We start from the raw sequence: 17,428 nt of genomic DNA on the forward strand, positions 1-17,428 counted from the left end.
GTACTTTCCGTATTAATTTCCGTTTTATTTTAGCGATCGAAGAATTATATGACAGATTAAAATATGTAAATATTGTTGTCATAAAAATTTCAGCATTTGAATCAATCTTTTATATTTACTTCATTAAAAACTACTGTTATGAAGAAAGTTTTATTAAGCCTAATGGCGAGCACATTGATCGCCGTTTCCTCTTTTGCGTCTTTGAATCCGGAGCCAAAAACTGCTCCTGCTAAACAAGTTAACATCGGATACGGTGTGAGTGTTAGCCCTGAACAGTTAATGACCATGACTTCTAAGGAGTACAAGGAATTGACTGGTCACAGACTTGGATTCACTAAATCTATCGCTCTCAAAGCTGCACAAAAGCAAGGCAAGAAAATGCTGGCTGCTGGCGGCGACAAAAGCCAAGTGGTAGCTTTGATTCTTGTTCTTTTAGTGGGCGGTTTGGGAATTCACCGTTTTTACCTTGGCTATACATGGCAAGGCGTGGTTCAATTATTAACTTTGGGTGGCTTGGGAATTTGGTCTTTGATCGATTTAATTCGCATCATTACCGGAAGCTTGCAACCTAAAGGTGGTCAATACAATCCTTCATTCTAATTTTGTATTACACATTTAATAGAAAAGCCGATGAATTTGATCATCGGCTTTTTTTTATTAAGGTTTCTATTGTTTCTTATTCTACTTCAACAATTACTTCTACTTCAATTGCAATATTAAAAGGGAGTGCATACATTCCTACTGCACTTCGAGCATGTTTTCCTTTTTCACCAAAAACGGCGACCATCATATCACTGTAACCATTTACTACTTTCGGCTGGTCGATGAAATCCTGGGTGCATTTTACCATTCCCAACACTTTTACAATTCGTTTTACTTTGCTGAGGGATCCTAATTCGTCTTTCAAAACAGCTATATGTTGCAAGGCCACAGATTGAGCCGCTTCATAACCTTGTTCAATGGTCATGTCTTTTCCGAGGGTTCCGGTTACGTCTTTTCCATCAGCCGATTTCGGGCCTTTGCCCGACAAATACAACAGATTCCCAACACGTACCACATTTACGTAGGTGGCTACCGGTTTTGAAACAGTAGGTAGGGTAATTCCCTTCGCAGCCAAGCGTTCTTCAGGAGTTTGTGCTGAAGCTTGCAAAGCGCCAACAATAAGTATCAAAAACAGAATTCCTTTTCTCATAATTTATGGTTGAATGGTTTTGAATACAATGGCAGCAATAACGCCCCCAATAATTGGTCCCACAACAGGCACCCAACTGTAAGACCAATCACTGCTCCCTTTCCCCGAAATCGGCAATAAGAAATGAGCGATGCGCGGTCCCAGATCACGGGCAGGGTTTATAGCCCAACCGGTTGGTCCACCCAATCCCAATCCAATTCCCAATACTAATAATGCTACAGGTAGCGCGTCCAAACTTCCTAAAGTAGCGGTTGGAGCGCTGATCATCAAAGCTCCAAATACCAAAACAAAAGTGCCGATCGCTTCTGTTATTACATTGTACCCATAACTTCTTATGGATGGTCCTGTTGCGAATACACCCAATTTATCTGCCGAACTTGATGTAACATCAAAATGTTGTTTGTAAGCCAACCAAGCTAAAATGGCTCCGGTAATAGCACCAGCGAACTGCGCTATTATATACCAGAAGGCCAGATTGGTATCGATGTTTCCAAGGACCAATTGTGCAATGGTAACGGCTGGATTTAAATGACCTCCGCTTCCTAATTTGGTAGCCGTATACACTCCTACAAAAACAGCAATGCCCCATGCAAAGCAAATGCTGATCAAACCACCACCATTTCCTTTAGTGTCTTTAAGAACTACATTACAAACAACTCCTTGTCCTATTAGAATAAGGAGCAGGGTGCCGATGTATTCGGCGAGAAAAATATTCATAAGCAATCGTGTTTATAGGGGTAAGTACTGTTTTGCCAGTATGGTGTAAGATACAATTTGTTCGTCAATCCAATTTTGCGGTTTTTTCAATTCTTTGGCGAGAATTTTAGCAACAGTGGGAGAGGCTTCTATAGATGCTTTCGCATCCAATAACAAAGCTCTTGTTCTTCTGCTCAATACATCTTCTACCGTATGCGCATATTCTTCTCTTGCGGCCCATACTACCATGGCCTCTGTATAAGGTAGATCCGGGTGGATTTTTTTCTGAAGTTGCGGGTATTTGAAAACAAGATCTTGCAATGCCGGACGATCACTACCGTAGTAGTAATCATCCGAATTAAAATCATCAACGGGGTCAGCTCCGTGAATTAATAGGTTATGTGTTACAGATTCCGCATAAGGCAGGCCTGCTTGAATAGCAGCAATATTGATCACGTCTTCACCCATTTTTCGATAGGTAGTCCATTTTCCACCAATGATACTCACCAATCCGGTTGGTGAAATGGTTACAGAATGATCTCGGCTAAGTGCTGCAGTATTTTTTGCTGATGCTTTCACCAAGGGGCGTAAGCCGGCAAACATACTTTTAATATCGGAGTAGGTAGGATCTTGTGTTAAATAGCGAGCAGCGTGATTCAATACAAATTTCACCTCTTCTTCCAATGGCTTGGGTTCGGTTTCAATAGTTGAAACAGGAGTATCAGTTGTACCGATGATTACTTTTTGATGCCAAGGCACAGCAAATAAAACGCGTCCATCGTCGGTATGTGGAATCATGATAGCAGTATCACCTGGAAGAAAGGCTTTGTCGAGTACGATATGTATCCCTTGACTCGGTGCAATGGTGGTTTCATGTGCCGCATCATCCATTTGTTGTATGCTGTCTGAAAAAACACCGGCTGCGTTGATCACTACCTTTGCCTGTACTTCATAATCACTATAGAGAATGGTATCACGCAGTTTTACGCCGATCACTTTCTCTTGATGCTTGATGAGTCCGGTTACTTCTGCATAATTCAACACTACAGCGCCCGATTCTATGGCGGTCTGAGCCAGGTTGATCGCTAACCTACTATCGTCGAACTGACCGTCGTGGTATAAGACTCCACCTTTCAATCCTTCCGGATCAAGCGTTGGGGTATAGTATTGCACTTCTTCTGTTGACAGCCATTCGCTTTCACCCAGGCCCAGCTGACCACTCATCCAATCGTATACCTTCAATCCCAATCCATAAAATGGGCCTTCCCACCATTTATAGTTTGGAACAATAAAAGACTGATTTTTTACGAGGTGTGGTGCGTTTTGCTTGAGGATGCCTCTTTCGCGAAGCGCTTCCATCACCAACTTGATATTGCCTTGTTGCAAATAGCGAACACCTCCGTGCACCAGTTTTGTTGAGCGAGAAGAAGTACCTTTTGCGAAATCATATTTTTCAACTAACAATGTTCTATACCCACGAGTAGCCGCTTCTACTGCAGCTCCTAAGCCGGTGGCTCCGCCTCCGATTATGATGATGTCGAACGAATTGCTTAATTGATTGCAAAGGTCTGTTCTTGATAGTGCCATGAAAGAAAGTATTCAATACTGATACTGGTGCAAATATTAAACCACAGTTCTATTGCTTTTACAAAAAGGTGGAAATAATTGTTCTCTTACTCGTTTTCATCGGCCCAAGCTATACTGGCTTTTACTGCGCGACGCCAACCCTTTATGAGATTGTTTGCTTCATTACTTTGCATTAAAGGATGAAAATGCGCATCTGCCTGCCATTGATGTTGCAATTGATCGGTGTTCTCCCAAAAACCAACGCCCAATCCGGCTAAATAAGCAGCGCCCAGCGCAGTGGTTTCATACACTTTCGGACGAATTACGGTTGTTTGAAGAAGGTCGGCCTGAAATTGCATTAGCATATTATTGATAGTAGCGCCACCGTCTACACGCAATTCTTTGATTGCTATTTTAGAATCTGCCGACATAGCTTGCAATACATCCATAGTTTGATAGGCGATGCTATCAAGTGCAGCTCTGGCAATATGTGCTTTCGTGCTGCCCCTTGTTAGTCCGAATATCGTACCTCGTGCATACTGATTCCAATAAGGTGCGCCTAATCCTGCAAAAGCCGGCACTATGTAAACGCCGTCACTACTACTTACTTCCTTTGCCAAAGCCTCCACTTCTGATGAGGTCCGAATAATGTGCAAACCATCTCTTAACCATTGCACTACCGCCCCCGCTATGAATACACTTCCTTCCAATGCATAGGTTGTTGTATTGCCAATTTTCCATGCAATGGTTGTTAATAGATTATTTGAAGAAGTAATTGCTTCCGTGCCGGTATTCATAAGCATGAAACAGCCCGTACCATACGTGTTCTTCACCATTCCTGCTTGCGTGCATTGTTGCCCAAACAAGGCTGCTTGCTGATCACCCGCAATTCCCGAAATAGGTATGTGCGCTTTCTTTACAATAGAATCGGTTACACCATATTGTTCACTCGATGCTTTGATGGTTGGCAGCATCGACGCGGGAATATCAAACAATTTCAATAATTCTTCATCCCAATCGCCGGTGTGTATGTTCATTAATAGTGTTCTTGATGCGTTGGATACATCGGTGATGTGTAGTTGTCCCCCGGTAAGTTTCCATACCAACCAACTATCAATGGTTCCAAAAGCTAATTCGCCACGAAGGGCCGCAGCACGCGCACCCGATACATTGTCGAGGATCCATTTCACTTTGGTTCCTGAAAAATAGGCGTCTAATACCAGACCTGTTTTTTGTTGTATCAAGGGTGCGTATCCCTCTTGTTTCAGTCTATCGCAGAATCCGGCGGTTCTTCTGTCTTGCCATACAATAGCATTGTATATGGGCTCTCCTGTTTTTCGATTCCATACAACCGTGGTTTCGCGTTGATTGGTAATTCCAATGGCAGCGATATCGGAGGTTTGACAATTGGCTTTGGCTAATACCTCTGCCAATACACCGTATTGTGTACTCCATATTTCATTGGCATCGTGTTCCACCCAACCACTTTCCGGAAAAATTTGTCGAAATTCTTTTTGAGCCACACTAACAATTGCACCTTGTGCGTCAAACAAAATTGCACGAGAACTAGTGGTTCCCTGATCAAGAGAAAGTACATACTTCGCAGGCATAGAAATCGTTTTCTGTGAAGTAGTAAGTTATGAGTTTTTGTGTAAACTAAAGATGAATTATTAGAAGGCCAATCGGAAACTGAAAAATACTCCAAAGCGACTTACTTTTTCTACCGGCAGTGGTCTTGGAAACACGCGCCATACCAAATCCATTCTAAATACTTTGAAGATATTGTCTACACCCGTTCCAATTTCCATATATGTTTTCCCGTCGAGGGTTGAAAATTTATAGGCAGAATTGGCTGGCATGTTCAATGCTTTATTGGCATCTGATAAGCTACCCCATAACAATTTGGTATTCCAGAATTGGCGGAATTTTAATTTTCTAGTCAATGGAATGTAACGGAACAAGCCGTTTCCAATATTGTGTTCGAAATTGATCCCTGCATATTGATCGTGCAGAAATTCAAATCGGTTCATCAAACTAAACGCGTATTTATTGTAATAGTAAATTTCATTACCTGGTGCCACATCCAAGAACATATAAGGAAGTGTACCATATGTTTTGCCGGCAAATACATTGTAATAGATACTACCCAGTGGTGGGATCTTCATGTAGTCGGAAACACTACCGGAAATTTTGGTGTAGTTGTAAGCACTGTTCAATACTCCCGACATTCCCTTCGTGAGTTTGATTTCCGATATTGGATAAGGACTTCCCAAACTTGTTCTGAAGAAGGTGTTCTCAAGGTACTTTTCCAAGTATGCAAAGCGCACTTGTATGCTTGTTTCAAAAGTATTCAAGGCCTCACCTGACTTTACCGAGAATAATGACTTTTCAGGTAAGTTCATCACCGGATTGTAGATCTTTCTATCTGCACCCAAGGTTACACTAAAACCATTTTTCCACTGTTTGTATATCGATGCCTTTCCTTCTTCCATCATTAAGAATTTGATGGGCACTCCGGTTTTTCGAATGGCTAAGGCAAAGATGTTATCCTGACTAATTTCATCATAATAGGTTTGTGCACGGTCGAAGTCTTTACTATAAGAAGCATATAGGGAAGTCCTTGGGCTTCGTTTGAGAATATACAATGCTTCTAATTTGCCTTTAAACTGTTTGTCTTTGAATCCATAAGCAACGTATCCATGTAAGTTCAATCGCTTGTTAAAGCCGGAGTTGGTTCCCAAGTCCCAACGCAAACGCATTCCTTCGTAAACGTTGGCATAGATCCAGTTTTGCCATGGACCGATTTGGTAATTACCGGTATTTAAATAGCCTGTTGCTAAGAAGTTTAGTAGCTTGGTAGTTTTTTGGAACGAAGGGAGCGATAGTAAAGTGTCAATTGTTTTATAGATCTTTTGCTCTGAAACGGTTAAGGGTTCATGCCTTGCTTCAACCCAAAAACTATCCGGAGTATGTTTGGCGTTTTCGGTTACAATGGTTTCTTCAATCAGGTTGTTTTTGGCAAGTTCGTTTACAACGGAGCTGTCGTTGAAAACAATGTTTTCGTAGGTAGTTGTTTTTCTTCCGATAACAGAAAGTGTTTTCTCGCCGGTGAGAGAAAGATCAACTACAAATTTATCACGTGAGAGAAACCAAGTACCATCGGGCATTAATTTGAACTCTTGGATCAAGCTGAGTTTGTCAACATAGTTGATATTCGCTTCTTTTGATAGCCGCAGGTTCATTTTTTGAACAGCCCAAGTAGTATCATGAACCCAACAGTCGCCTTCGAAAGTATTTTCACCCACCCGTTTTGGTGTAAAGCTCATATGAATAAGCCGACGGTTGTTCACAAACTGACTGTCGAGCACTTTGTAGCGGTAGTAATTATCACCATTATCACTCAAGGGGCTAATAAAGAGTTTATCGAAAACCGGAATGAAATTGCTGTAGAAGTTTACGTTTTGGTCCATACCTCCCAGAAACTGCAATACACTTTCATTGGAAACTCCCAAAGTTTTCGTTCCTTTTATTACTTCTCTTCTTCGCTTGGGGTCTTTTTGATAGTAGTAATCAGAAATGGCTTCCGTAAGATATACAGGTAGAAAAGGGCGGCCTTCTTCGGTTGTATCTACATTGTCGAATACGAATCCGAAGTTTTTAATAATCGGGTATTTCTGCCATTTTTCACGTTTTACATTCTTAAGGTCTATTTCCAATTTGTTATAGAGTTCATACGAGAAGTTTTCGAATCTGTAGCGATCGTTGAGTGGTTTCTTTTTTACAATTCTTCTCCACATCAATAAACCTCTATCAATTTTTTTCTTTACCACCACTTCGTTGGTGAATTTTCCTCTCACTAAATGGATAGATATGTCGAGAACATTGTTTTTAACTCTACTGAGCAAGGTTGAATCGAAGACAAGGAAATAGTCTTCATACCCAACATAGGTAATGACTAAGGTATCGGTGGGCCATTCTTGAAATCGGAAGGTGAAAGCTCCTGCAGAGTCGCTCAAACGGCCGGCGGTGCCATTTTTAAATTTCATAGACGCGAAGGGAATCAGCTCTTCACTGTGCGCGTCCTTGATTGTACCTTTTAAGACTTTATTTTGTGAGAATAAGTTCTTGGTTGTGAGAAGGTTAAGGATAATGAAAAATGCTATAAGTACTTTCTTAAGTAACGATCCTGCCATTGAACAAAAATACGCTTCGATTTCTTAAAAGGTTGGTAATAAATGGATGGATTGGCCGAAACTATGGATGAAAATTTGGTGGAATCAATCAATTTATCTTACTTTGAAACACAAAGTGCTTTTTATGCAAGAAAATCAGACTTCTTTGGATGCTTTACAAGACATCAAACAGATGATGGAGCGATCTTCTCGCTTTATTTCTTTGAGCGGCTGGAGCGGGATTAGTGCCGGTTTGGCTGCTTTAGCGGGTGCTTTTATTGCCAATAGCCGAATGGCTTATTATATTCCGAGCAACCAACAATCGGATTATAGTTTGAGAGGCATGGCAGTAAATCAGTCTTCCTACTATGATCTATTGATAGAATTGATCGCAATTGCCATTGGAGTGTTTGTGATAGCATTTGTAACAGCATTCTTTTTTACCTATCGAAGAAGTGTGTCTAAGAATACGCCAATTTGGAACAGCGTGTCGCAACGTATGGTGTGGAATGCTTTGTTGCCAATTTTGGTGGGAGGAATAGTAATTTTGCGCGTCCTATATTTAGAGTCCTATACTTTGGTAGCTCCACTCTGTTTAATTTTTTACGGATTGGCCTTGTTGAATGCTTCTAAATATACCTTAGGGGAAATTCGCTGGTTGGGCTATGCGCAAATTGTATTGGGTTTGATCAATCTCTGGAATCCCGGATGGGGCTTGGTTTGTTGGAGCATAGGTTTTGGAGTGATGCATATTGTATATGGTTTTATTATGTGGTGGAAATACGAGCGAGCCGATTAAAATAGAAACATGAAGAATCCGATTTCACAATTAAACAAAGTGTTTGAGAGCAGGATCCGTTTGGGTGTCATGAGCATCTTAATGGTGAATGAGTCTGTTAATTTCAATGATCTAAAGCAGATGTTGGAACTAACCGATGGCAACCTCGCGTCGCATCTTACCACTTTAGAAGAACAGGGATTCATACAAGTAACCAAGGGCTTCATAGGTAGAAAAACCAATACTACCTATACTGCTACAAAGGCCGGCCAACAAGCATTTAAAGACCATTTAACAGCCCTTGAAAACATGATCAAAGGAGTAAAGTAAATTTTTTTTGTCATTTCACTTTGAAAAACAAAGAGCTTTTTAAATCAAAAAACATGAAACAGATAAAAACACCGGCTTTAGTGGGTTTTCTTTTCTTATTGGTATCTATTACGATGTATATCGTTGGAGGAACAGATCTTGCTAAATCCGATCAATCAGGTTTTGTAACTGTAAACTTCGGGTTGACCGGCATTTATTGGACTATTTACATGATTTCAGGGCGCGACTCCGACCAAAAATCATTGATCCAAAACATACTCATCGCCCTTTTCTTTTTCAGCGCGCATACTTTTAATAGAGAGCTTATTGTTTTCGATCATTGCACACCCTGGTTTATGGCGCTTCAGTTTTTAGGGGTGGCTGCGTTATTGCTTGACTTCTTCGCCGACCGATTTCCGAATTGGTTGAAATGGGCTCAATTTATAACATTGTCATTGGCGCTTTTGTGTTGGTTGTATATGACGGTATATGTTACCCCACTTTATTTGATCGGATTGATTGGTATCGTCGCGCTCGGGCTAGGGCTGCATATTTTCGTTCCTATTTTACTGTTCATTCGAACCTTGTTCATATTAAAAAACAGATTCAATGAAAAGCAGTATCAGGTTGTGTTGTGGTCTATTTCAAGCACCGTAGTTTTGTTATGTGTTCTTTTTGTGATACAATGGAATTTACTGAGTCAAAGTATTGGCAGAACCGTTCGCGAGGCGAGGGCTTATGCTAAAGATGGAGTTCCGGCTTGGATATCTGTTGTGAAAGATTACCGAGATGAATGGTTATTTTCAGACTTCGTGAAAATGGATATTGAATACCAAGTATCAAAGAATAGTTTTTCACTTTGGGGTGAACCACGGTTCAACGACCAAATCGTGAAACTTCACAATCCCTTAATTATGATCGCTTCTCTTTTCTCAACTGATCCTCTTCTGGAGTCGGATAAAATTCATATTCTAAAGGCGATCTATGGATATGATGGTGTGCAAGAACTTCGGTTGTGGAGTGGTAAGGATCTCTATACTGAAGCTGTTACCACGTCCATTCAATTGTGGCCTAACAATGGCATTCAATACACAGAACATACTTTTCAAGTAACCAATGGTTCAGAAGAGCGTTGGCAAGGACAGAATGAAGCGATCTATATTTTCCAATTACCCTCAGGCGGCACCGTTACTTCTTTGAGTCTTTGGGTCAACGGAAAAGAAGAAAAGGGTGTTCTTACTACCAAATCAAAAGCCGCCGAAGCATATAAAAATATTGTAGGGGTTCAAGGTCGTGATCCATCTTGGGTTGAATGGCGAGAAGGGAATAAAGTGGCAGTAAGGGTGTTTCCTGTTAACAATAAAGAAAGCCGTGTTTTCAAAATTGGTATTACAGCTCCCATGAAAAAGGAGGCAATGCGATGGAGCTATCTTCCATCTACTTGGGAAGGCCCGGTGAAGAAAAGTACTCGATATCAAACTCGTGTTTTGTTTGCACAAGATCCGGTAAACGTTCATGTAGCACATGCTTCGATGGTAGCAAAGAATCAATATGAAGTAGATGAGTTGCCTTCTTCCAATATCACTATCGAAATGGATGCTCCTGAAAAATTGCAAGCAGAATTTGCATACGATAAACACCGCTACGTTCTTAGTAACTATCTGCCCTCAAGAATGAGCTTCGATCCCCAGGATATCTATTTAGACATCAATGCCAGTTGGACCAACCAAGAGATCAGTGCCATGAAAACCTTGTTTGCAAATAAATCAATCTACGTGTATCAAAAAGAAATGGTGAAGTGGGAGCCTAGAAACGGAGACAAGGTCTTGAATCAATTGCGACAACAAACGATCAGTTGTTTCCCTTTTTTCTTGATTAAAGATCGAGAGCATTCATTGCTTGTTACAAAGCCCGCTCTTGCAAATATTGCGATCGAAGACCTAGAAGAATCCGATTATGCAATTAAGTTGAAAGCAGATCGAAGCAATGGTCAGCCGGTACGATGTTTCTTGTTGAATGCTCAATCGTCCGGGTACTATAAAACACTGATTGATAGCCGCTATTTGATTCCTGAAATAGGGAATACAGATGATTTGAAAGAATTGATAGTTCAAAAGCAGTTTGCAGTATCCGAAGAGTCGGATCAGAAAATTGTGATCCCTGAACTGGGGGTTCAAATACAAGAAGACAGTTTGCCTGTTCAGCATGCGGCTACTGATCATATTTATAGACTGTTTCAATACAATCAAATACTTCGAAGTGCTGCAACCGATTCTACTGCTATTGTAAGGGCTGAAAAAGCTAATTTAGTAAGTCCGGTGTCAAGTTTAATAGTTCTGGAGTCGGCGCAAGATTATAAAGATCAGGGCATTGATACCGATCAAAAGGGACTCGGGAATGCAGGAATCCAATCAAAAGGGGCTGCCCCGGAACCCGAAGAGTGGTTGCTGATCATTCTTTTCTGTGGAACCCTGGTTTACTGGTACTTCAGGAAAAAGAAACAGATTACAACTGCCTAATTCATCTCTATGCAAACCATTTGGAAAAAAGGGTGGAGTTGGATACTACTTTTGTCTGCTATACCATCTGTGTATATCCTGCACATTTATTTGAGTTGGACGAGTGCTTCCACTATTCTTGGACTAATCTCTTGTTATATCGTTGGAGCAAACTCCAAAGAAAAGGGATGGGTCCGCGAGTATGCGCTTCTAGCGATCGTTGCTCTTTTGCTGACGCTGTTTATACCTGTAAAGACCTTGTATTTTTTCAGTTGGTCATTTACTGTGCTATTCTTTTGGGCAATGGTTACCGGACCGAAGTCACCTTTATTATTGCCGATTCTCTTTTTCATGTCGCCCATTTTTCAATTCGTGGTACAAGTATTCAGTTTTCCCATTCGCTTGCAGCTTAGTAGCTGGGCGGGTTCTATACTGAAGCACTTAATAAAAGATTTGAAGGTAGAAGGAAATGTGATCTCAAATTCCGGCGCAGAGTTTTCGATTGATGAAGTGTGCATGGGACTCAATATGGTAGTTGTTAGTCTATTGTTAGGTGTTGTGATATGGAGTCTAGGTGCTCGTTTTCAAAGAAAATCGCCTCCACTTCATCACCTTCCATTCTGGCTTTATTTTTTGATACTGATGGTGTGTAATGTGGTGATGAATTTGTTTCGCATTGTTGCAATTGTATTATTTAAGTCGATGCCGGGCACCTGGCATCATGAAGCAATTGGCCTGATTAGTTTGCTTGTTTATGTGGTGCTTCCATTGATTTGGATGGCTCGTTTTAGAAAGCCAACAAATTCGGTAGCCAGTAAAAGTAGCCCTACACACCATGCACTTAACTATGCTCTACCGCTCTTTTTAATTTTAGTGGCAGTTAAAGTGATTCAACGTGATCAGCAGGCTTCTATTCCAAATCCCCTTTCGTCGAAGAGCTTTGAAGGGTACCAAGTGAATTCCGTTAACAACACCACTTTGGAATTAATGGATCAGTTGAGTTTGGTGTATGTAAAAGCCAATCCCAACTGGTATCAAGCAGATCACAATCCTCAAATTTGTTGGAAAGCAAGTGGGTATGTACTTGGCGATATCAAGTATGTGTCCATCAATGGGAAAAAATGCTATCAGGGTGTACTGAAGAAGGGAGCTGAATTGATGTACACCGTATGGTGGTATTCAAATAAGAAAGACCGCACTTTGAGCCAATTCGAATGGCGGTGGAAGCAATTTACCGGAGCGCCGCCTTTTAACTTAATCAATATAACGGTTAAAAGAGAAGCGGATTTGCAAGCTGCCTGCTTGAAATTTGAACAAGTAAAAGAACTTAATTAAAACGTTGTATATGAAACTAAACATTCATGGTCCTTGGTTTAAAGAAACCGGCCTCGGGTTTCTGCCCGTTAATTTGGCAGGAATGGTAGTGGCAATTGCCGTCCTGATTTTCAATGGCATCTATTTTATGGCGGTAGATAAAAACTCCCATAGTGCCAGTGATACCTTGATCAACTTTTTTGTGGGATTTACCTGCGCTGCTTTTTGGTATCAATGGATTGCCAAAAGAACTTCTTAATTTCGGATATGGTAAAATTCATCTTGGCAAGATTTCAAAGTTTCGGACCGGCTTTTAAAGGACTATTTGCCTTTGTAAAGAAAGAGGGGCAAGCTAAAATTCATCTCTTAGCTACAATCGTTGTTATAGCAGCGTCCTTTTATTTTCAAATAACAAAAGCAGAATGGATCGCTGTTGTATTTGCCATAGCGTTGGTATGGGCTACCGAAATGTTGAATACAGCCATTGAGAAACTGGTTGATTTTTGTTCAGATGAACGATTGCCAATTCTGAAGTTCATAAAAGATGTGGCAGCAGGTGCTGTGCTGATTGCAGCTTTTGCTGCTATTGCAGTAGCACTGATTATTTTTCTACCTTATTTATCGCAATTATGAATCTTCTAGTAAACTTCGTTAAAGACCTTTGGGCCACACCCGTTTTTCGAAATCTATTTTGGAATGTGGTGGTAGCCATTTTGTTTGTTGCTTTTCGGATTTGGTATACCACTAGCAATGCCTATTCTATGTTGCTGTGGAATTTGTTTCTCGCTTTGATTCCATATGGGGTTTCGCAATGGCTGCAATTAAGGCCGGCATTAGCTTCCAACAAAGCCTTATTTGTTTTCTTTTTTGCAGTTTGGTTGGCCTTTGTGCCCAATACTTTTTATCTGGCAACCGATATGTACCATCTAGGTGAAGTGTCGGGAATATCATTGTGGTACGATCTTATCATGTTGATCCTTTTCGCATGGATTGGAATTTATGTGGGATTCGTAAGCATGTTGCAAATGGAAAGCTTAACTATCTGTTACTGGGGGCAATTCTGGAAAAGAGCGTTCATGCCAATTATGATTGTACTGAATGCAATTGGTATCTATTTAGGCAGGGTTTTGCGATTCAATAGTTGGGATGTGATTCATGAGCCTATGCAGTTGGTAGTAGCTTTGCTAGACTTGTTCAATCATCCGCTTCAACACAAATCGGCTTGGGTATTGATCGCCGGGTTTTCTGTTTTTATTGGACTTGTATATAAAAGCATTCGGACCAGTTCGGTGTTCCAAAAATAAAAAAGGCGTCTCAACGAGACGCCTTTTTTATTATAGTTTGTTTTTTTAGAAGTCAACTCCAATTGCGAAGTAAACCAATGGTTTGCCTCTGAAGAATCCGCTCATATCCCAACCTGCATCTAATTTCATGAAATATCCTAACAGCATACTTCTAGCACCAAAACCATATCCTCCAACAAAGGGTCCAATACCACCTGCTCTAATTCTGATCTCGGTAGAACCATCAGTGTTTGGATAAATGATCTCAGGTCTTTTGATACTTCCATAAGAGCCATTCCAAGCGGAACCCATATCAATGAATTGCACCAATTGGAAGTTTCTCAAGAATGCATTATTGATAGGCTTGTTAAACAAGGTTTGGAATACAGGGAATCTGAATTCTGAATTGAATACCACTGCATTGTTTCCGTTCGCTACGTTTTGATTGAAACCACGCATGTTTACGGCCAATGATTGATACGCATAGTAATCATTCGATGGCTGAGGATCTCTGCTATAGCGTGGGAACATCCAACCATCTACACCACCCAAGTAATACAAGATCTTTTGATCGCCCCAACTGAAATCAGCTGCTGCACGACCGGCCCAAATGAAGTTGCGGTAAATAGGGTAGTAGTATCTGAAATCGGTACCAAAGTTGAACGAAACGCGCCCTTTAGGAGGGTTCACACTGTTCTTTGGATCGTTCATTCTGCTCATGAAATCGGCGTACACTTTAAAGCGCATACCGTTCCAGATATTCTGCGTTTTCAAAATGGCATTGTCGTGAACGTATTCCAATCGAGCCAATGCATAGGTTTGCTTGTTAAGATCTTTTGTTGTTAAAGCCGAAGTGTCAAAGTCACTAGCTCTAACTACAATCTTGTCATAGCGTATACCGGCAGAAATCTTCAAGCTTCTTACTTTATCGAAAGGATATTTGATGATACCTTGATACAAGTTAGAGAATTGCTTTCCTTCGTAAGGCTTGGTAGTATTGTTGATACCTGTTACTTGACCAATATTGGTTTGACGATAATAGACCAAAGAATAATCCATTCTCTTTTTCAAATAGTCGATTCTCGCAAACCATTCACCACCACCGTCAAAAAGCGATTGATTGATGGATACGAAATTAGTTCCTACACCGCCGCTGCCTACACTCACTCCGGCTCCATTTCCACTTAATAGCGGCAAACGTAAACCACCGGTGAAACGAATGTCTTCAAACAAGTCGAACACAGAAGCTTTCAGCATACTGTTAAAGCTGCCACCGCTTTGCAATACTACCGGTAATGAACCAGTGTAAGGTTGAAGGCGGTTGATCAATACATCGTTATTGAACAAGGCGGCACTAAAGTTATCGGCAGAGAATTTCAAATTGTAGTCAAAACGCTTTGCCTTCTTCACCAAAGGAATTTCCGCGGGTTCAGGGTTTTTCTTTGCGTCCGTTTTTTCTTTAGCCTCTTCTTCCTCGAATCCGGTATCGAAGAAACTACCCGATTTCTTAGTAGTATCCTGCCCTTCCGGCGCATCCCTAAACTCTATTTTTTCAGCCTCTTGTAATTGTTTTTCCGTTATTGTTTTCTTTCGATATTCAGTAGGACGCGGATTCACGTTCCTGCGCTTCAATGTAGCTTCGTCTACCTTCAATCGATATAAGTATTTTGCAGTTCCTTGCTGACGCACTTCACTTACCATTCCATTGTCACCGGCAATTTTTGTTTCTTTTAAACTGCTTTGATAATTGGTTAAAGAGAATACATAAGTAGAGTCGTTGGTTACCGAATAAGTAAAAACTGTATCCGGAGCATCTTTACCCCAGGCTTTTAAAGTAGAATCTAATTCTTTGTCGGATGGATTTCTTAAGCGTTCGTCACCTACCACATATACGCTGTCTAAGCCCGCTCTTTCAGTAGTAAAGAAGCCGGCAAAACGGTTTCCAATACCACTTTCATCTGTTACAAACGTGAAGTGATTCACATTGTACTGCATCGGATAGCGAGCATTGCCGTATTTCAAATTGGTAAGCTGACTTACTTGGCGGAACTCGCTTTTATTGTAGATATCAGTCAAGAATACATTGTAACGATCGCCGGGTACCGTGGTATCTGCACTCTTTGCATAAGGTGAAGGGCGGTTAGAAACGAAGATGATTCCTTGCTTGTTTGGAAAAGCTACAAAGTTAGGATCAAGATCGGCAAATACGTCGTTGGTTACTTGTTCGAATGTGTTCTTATCAAGTTTGTAAATAAAAATATCTGACTGGCCTTTGCGAACGGCACTCATCAACAGGGTGTTTTCGTTCAACATGTATTTCATGTCTTGAACCGTCTCGAATTCAGGCAGGTCAATTTTGATGCGTTTAAAACGGGCCACGGCATCGTATACAAACAACTTCACTTTTCCTTCTGCCCAATACACTACCGCTAAGCGAGTACCTTTTCCATCCCATGCCAATAGTGGATAGTTTGGATTTTTTTCACCATCAGGCGTGCGTATACCTGTTTTCAATAATACTTTTCTGTCGATCATGTTTTCATACAACACCACACATGATTGGCCCTTGATGTATTCAACTACGGCATAGGTCTGGCTTCTAGGCGCCGGATTGGGCGTGAACTTCAAGAAGTCGTGATTGTCTTTCACTTCTTCCACCAGCGTTACATTCCCTTTTGGGATATCTCTTCTGCCTTTCAAATCCAATTCGTATTGTTCTTCAAAGTATTTCATGAAATTCTTCACGAAATCTTTAAACTTCATTTTGCAAATACGGCTAGAGGCACTGTTCAAGTTTCTGTAAACGCGAGCGAGGTATAAAAAGTAGGTAACGTTTTCTTTCTTGTGTTTTAGTTCGAAATAATGCCAGAAAGCATGTCCTGCTAAATCCGGTTTTTTATAAGCGAACTGATAGAAGTTTTTAAACTCGCCACTTAGAATAGCTGATTTCAGTTGATCGTCAAGGTCGGCGCTCCAATTCTCAGCCACATATTGTACATAACCATCTACCAGCCATTTAGGAAGATCAAGTAGGGCTTGGTTGGTAGCGAATTCGCCTAAGTCGTCTCCAAAAAGAATGTTTTCAACCAATATGCGAGCAATGCCCTGACGAATTTGCTTGCGCAAATGGGCGTGATCACCATCGAAATAAACGATCATCTTATTATTAACCAGCTTTGTAACGCCACCGGTGGTTTGCCAATCGATCGACAATCCAATATTGGATTGCTCCATTTCGTTGAAATTATTATAGATCACGATGTTGGCGCGGCGTTGCAAACCGTATTCTACAAACTGCTCAATTCCGGGTAATTCTTCTTCAGCTACTTGCATTACAAAATCGGCTAATGGCTTTCCGTTTTCGTAGTAGTAAGTGTTGAAATTAGACGTTTGAAGGTATTGCCACTTGAATTTGCGGTATTGAACCCGGTTCTTTCCAAACTCCACAGTATTCACCTGACCCACAGCAGTAGCTGACACAAACAAAAGCATCAAAATCCCAAAAAAATGTTGTGCGCTTAACTTAATCTTTTGAACTTGCATATCCGGTCTTTAATAATTTTAAAGGTACTACAAATTGGCCTTTCCGGTATATTTTTAACAGGATGAAACCATCGCAA

General features: G+C 40.9%; 14 protein-coding genes. 8 read left to right on the top strand and 6 right to left on the bottom strand.

The genetic code is table 11. The features are described 5' to 3' along the window. Positions 1-138 precede the first annotated feature (138 nt). Positions 139-600: a TM2 domain-containing protein gene (locus tag ACQ2HE_RS14870; RefSeq protein ID WP_430900050.1), complete on the top strand. Its 462-nt coding sequence runs from the start codon at positions 139-141 to the stop codon at positions 598-600. 76 nt (positions 601-676) lie between these two features. On the opposite strand, the gene ACQ2HE_RS14875 is transcribed toward ACQ2HE_RS14870, so the two are convergent. The 5 genes from ACQ2HE_RS14875 to ACQ2HE_RS14895 all read right to left on the bottom strand — a co-directional run bounded on the left by ACQ2HE_RS14875 (position 677) and on the right by ACQ2HE_RS14895 (position 7,647). Continuing rightward, complete coding sequence (locus tag ACQ2HE_RS14875; RefSeq protein ID WP_430900048.1) at positions 677-1,192, bottom strand: RidA family protein; 516 nt, start codon at positions 1,190-1,192, stop codon at positions 677-679. A 3-nt stretch (positions 1,193-1,195) separates the two neighbouring features. Then, entirely contained in the window at positions 1,196-1,909 is a 714-nt protein-coding gene (locus ACQ2HE_RS14880) for an MIP/aquaporin family protein (RefSeq protein WP_430900046.1), read from the bottom strand. A 12-nt stretch (positions 1,910-1,921) separates the two neighbouring features. Then, entirely contained in the window at positions 1,922-3,475 is a 1,554-nt protein-coding gene (locus tag ACQ2HE_RS14885; protein WP_430900044.1) for a glycerol-3-phosphate dehydrogenase/oxidase, read from the bottom strand. Between the two features lie 86 nt (positions 3,476-3,561). Continuing rightward, on the bottom strand, positions 3,562-5,064 hold the full coding sequence (gene glpK, locus ACQ2HE_RS14890) for a glycerol kinase GlpK (protein ID WP_430900042.1): 1,503 nt from the start codon (positions 5,062-5,064) through the stop codon (positions 3,562-3,564). 60 nt (positions 5,065-5,124) lie between these two features. Next, positions 5,125-7,647: a DUF5686 family protein gene (locus ACQ2HE_RS14895; protein ID WP_430900040.1), complete on the bottom strand. Its 2,523-nt coding sequence runs from the start codon at positions 7,645-7,647 to the stop codon at positions 5,125-5,127. Positions 7,648-7,771: 124 nt separating this feature from the next. On the opposite strand from ACQ2HE_RS14895, the gene ACQ2HE_RS14900 reads away from it, so the two are divergent. From ACQ2HE_RS14900 to ACQ2HE_RS14930, 7 genes are read left to right on the top strand one after another with little or no spacing between them, the layout of a single operon-like run. Then, positions 7,772-8,425: a hypothetical protein gene (locus ACQ2HE_RS14900; RefSeq protein ID WP_430900038.1), complete on the top strand. Its 654-nt coding sequence runs from the start codon at positions 7,772-7,774 to the stop codon at positions 8,423-8,425. A 9-nt stretch (positions 8,426-8,434) separates the two neighbouring features. Further along, complete coding sequence (locus tag ACQ2HE_RS14905; protein WP_430900036.1) at positions 8,435-8,734, top strand: winged helix-turn-helix domain-containing protein; 300 nt, start codon at positions 8,435-8,437, stop codon at positions 8,732-8,734. 53 nt (positions 8,735-8,787) lie between these two features. Beyond that, positions 8,788-11,232, top strand: coding sequence for an XrtN system VIT domain-containing protein (locus ACQ2HE_RS14910; RefSeq protein ID WP_430900034.1), 2,445 nt, complete (start codon positions 8,788-8,790; stop codon positions 11,230-11,232). A gap of 9 nt (positions 11,233-11,241) precedes the next feature. Beyond that, positions 11,242-12,546, top strand: a complete 1,305-nt coding sequence (gene xrtN, locus ACQ2HE_RS14915; RefSeq protein ID WP_430900032.1) for an exosortase N — start codon at positions 11,242-11,244, stop codon at positions 12,544-12,546. Positions 12,547-12,556: 10 nt separating this feature from the next. Continuing rightward, positions 12,557-12,784, top strand: coding sequence for a hypothetical protein (locus ACQ2HE_RS14920; RefSeq protein ID WP_430900030.1), 228 nt, complete (start codon positions 12,557-12,559; stop codon positions 12,782-12,784). Between the two features lie 8 nt (positions 12,785-12,792). After that, entirely contained in the window at positions 12,793-13,158 is a 366-nt protein-coding gene (locus ACQ2HE_RS14925; protein ID WP_430900028.1) for a diacylglycerol kinase family protein, read from the top strand. Next, positions 13,155-13,829, top strand: coding sequence for a DUF1361 domain-containing protein (locus tag ACQ2HE_RS14930; protein ID WP_430900026.1), 675 nt, complete (start codon positions 13,155-13,157; stop codon positions 13,827-13,829). The genes ACQ2HE_RS14925 and ACQ2HE_RS14930 overlap by 4 nt, the downstream gene beginning before the upstream one ends. Positions 13,830-13,874: 45 nt before the next feature. On the opposite strand, the gene ACQ2HE_RS14935 is transcribed toward ACQ2HE_RS14930, so the two are convergent. Then, positions 13,875-17,351: a BamA/TamA family outer membrane protein gene (locus ACQ2HE_RS14935; protein WP_430900024.1), complete on the bottom strand. Its 3,477-nt coding sequence runs from the start codon at positions 17,349-17,351 to the stop codon at positions 13,875-13,877. Positions 17,352-17,428: the final 77 nt, after the last annotated feature.

Origin of the sequence: Endoryza foliicola (genome assembly GCF_050589245.1) — a bacterium.
GTDB classification, from domain to species: domain Bacteria; phylum Bacteroidota; class Bacteroidia; order Chitinophagales; family Chitinophagaceae; genus Endoryza; species Endoryza foliicola.

Bases quoted from the DNA above. Each gene is read 5' to 3' on its own strand.
- ACQ2HE_RS14870 (WP_430900050.1), top strand. From the start codon at position 139: ATGAAGAAAGTTTTATTAAGCCTAATGGCGAGCACATTGATCGCCGTT.
- ACQ2HE_RS14935 (WP_430900024.1), bottom strand. From the start codon at position 17,351: ATGCAAGTTCAAAAGATTAAGTTAAGCGCACAACATTTTTTTGGGATT.
- ACQ2HE_RS14910 (WP_430900034.1), top strand. From the start codon at position 8,788: ATGAAACAGATAAAAACACCGGCTTTAGTGGGTTTTCTTTTCTTATTG.
- ACQ2HE_RS14895 (WP_430900040.1), bottom strand. From the start codon at position 7,647: ATGGCAGGATCGTTACTTAAGAAAGTACTTATAGCATTTTTCATTATC.
- ACQ2HE_RS14875 (WP_430900048.1), bottom strand. From the start codon at position 1,192: ATGAGAAAAGGAATTCTGTTTTTGATACTTATTGTTGGCGCTTTGCAA.
- ACQ2HE_RS14930 (WP_430900026.1), top strand. From the start codon at position 13,155: ATGAATCTTCTAGTAAACTTCGTTAAAGACCTTTGGGCCACACCCGTT.
- ACQ2HE_RS14925 (WP_430900028.1), top strand. From the start codon at position 12,793: ATGGTAAAATTCATCTTGGCAAGATTTCAAAGTTTCGGACCGGCTTTT.
- ACQ2HE_RS14905 (WP_430900036.1), top strand. From the start codon at position 8,435: ATGAAGAATCCGATTTCACAATTAAACAAAGTGTTTGAGAGCAGGATC.
- ACQ2HE_RS14920 (WP_430900030.1), top strand. From the start codon at position 12,557: ATGAAACTAAACATTCATGGTCCTTGGTTTAAAGAAACCGGCCTCGGG.
- xrtN (WP_430900032.1), top strand. From the start codon at position 11,242: ATGCAAACCATTTGGAAAAAAGGGTGGAGTTGGATACTACTTTTGTCT.
- ACQ2HE_RS14900 (WP_430900038.1), top strand. From the start codon at position 7,772: ATGCAAGAAAATCAGACTTCTTTGGATGCTTTACAAGACATCAAACAG.
- glpK (WP_430900042.1), bottom strand. From the start codon at position 5,064: ATGCCTGCGAAGTATGTACTTTCTCTTGATCAGGGAACCACTAGTTCT.
- ACQ2HE_RS14880 (WP_430900046.1), bottom strand. From the start codon at position 1,909: ATGAATATTTTTCTCGCCGAATACATCGGCACCCTGCTCCTTATTCTA.
- ACQ2HE_RS14885 (WP_430900044.1), bottom strand. From the start codon at position 3,475: ATGGCACTATCAAGAACAGACCTTTGCAATCAATTAAGCAATTCGTTC.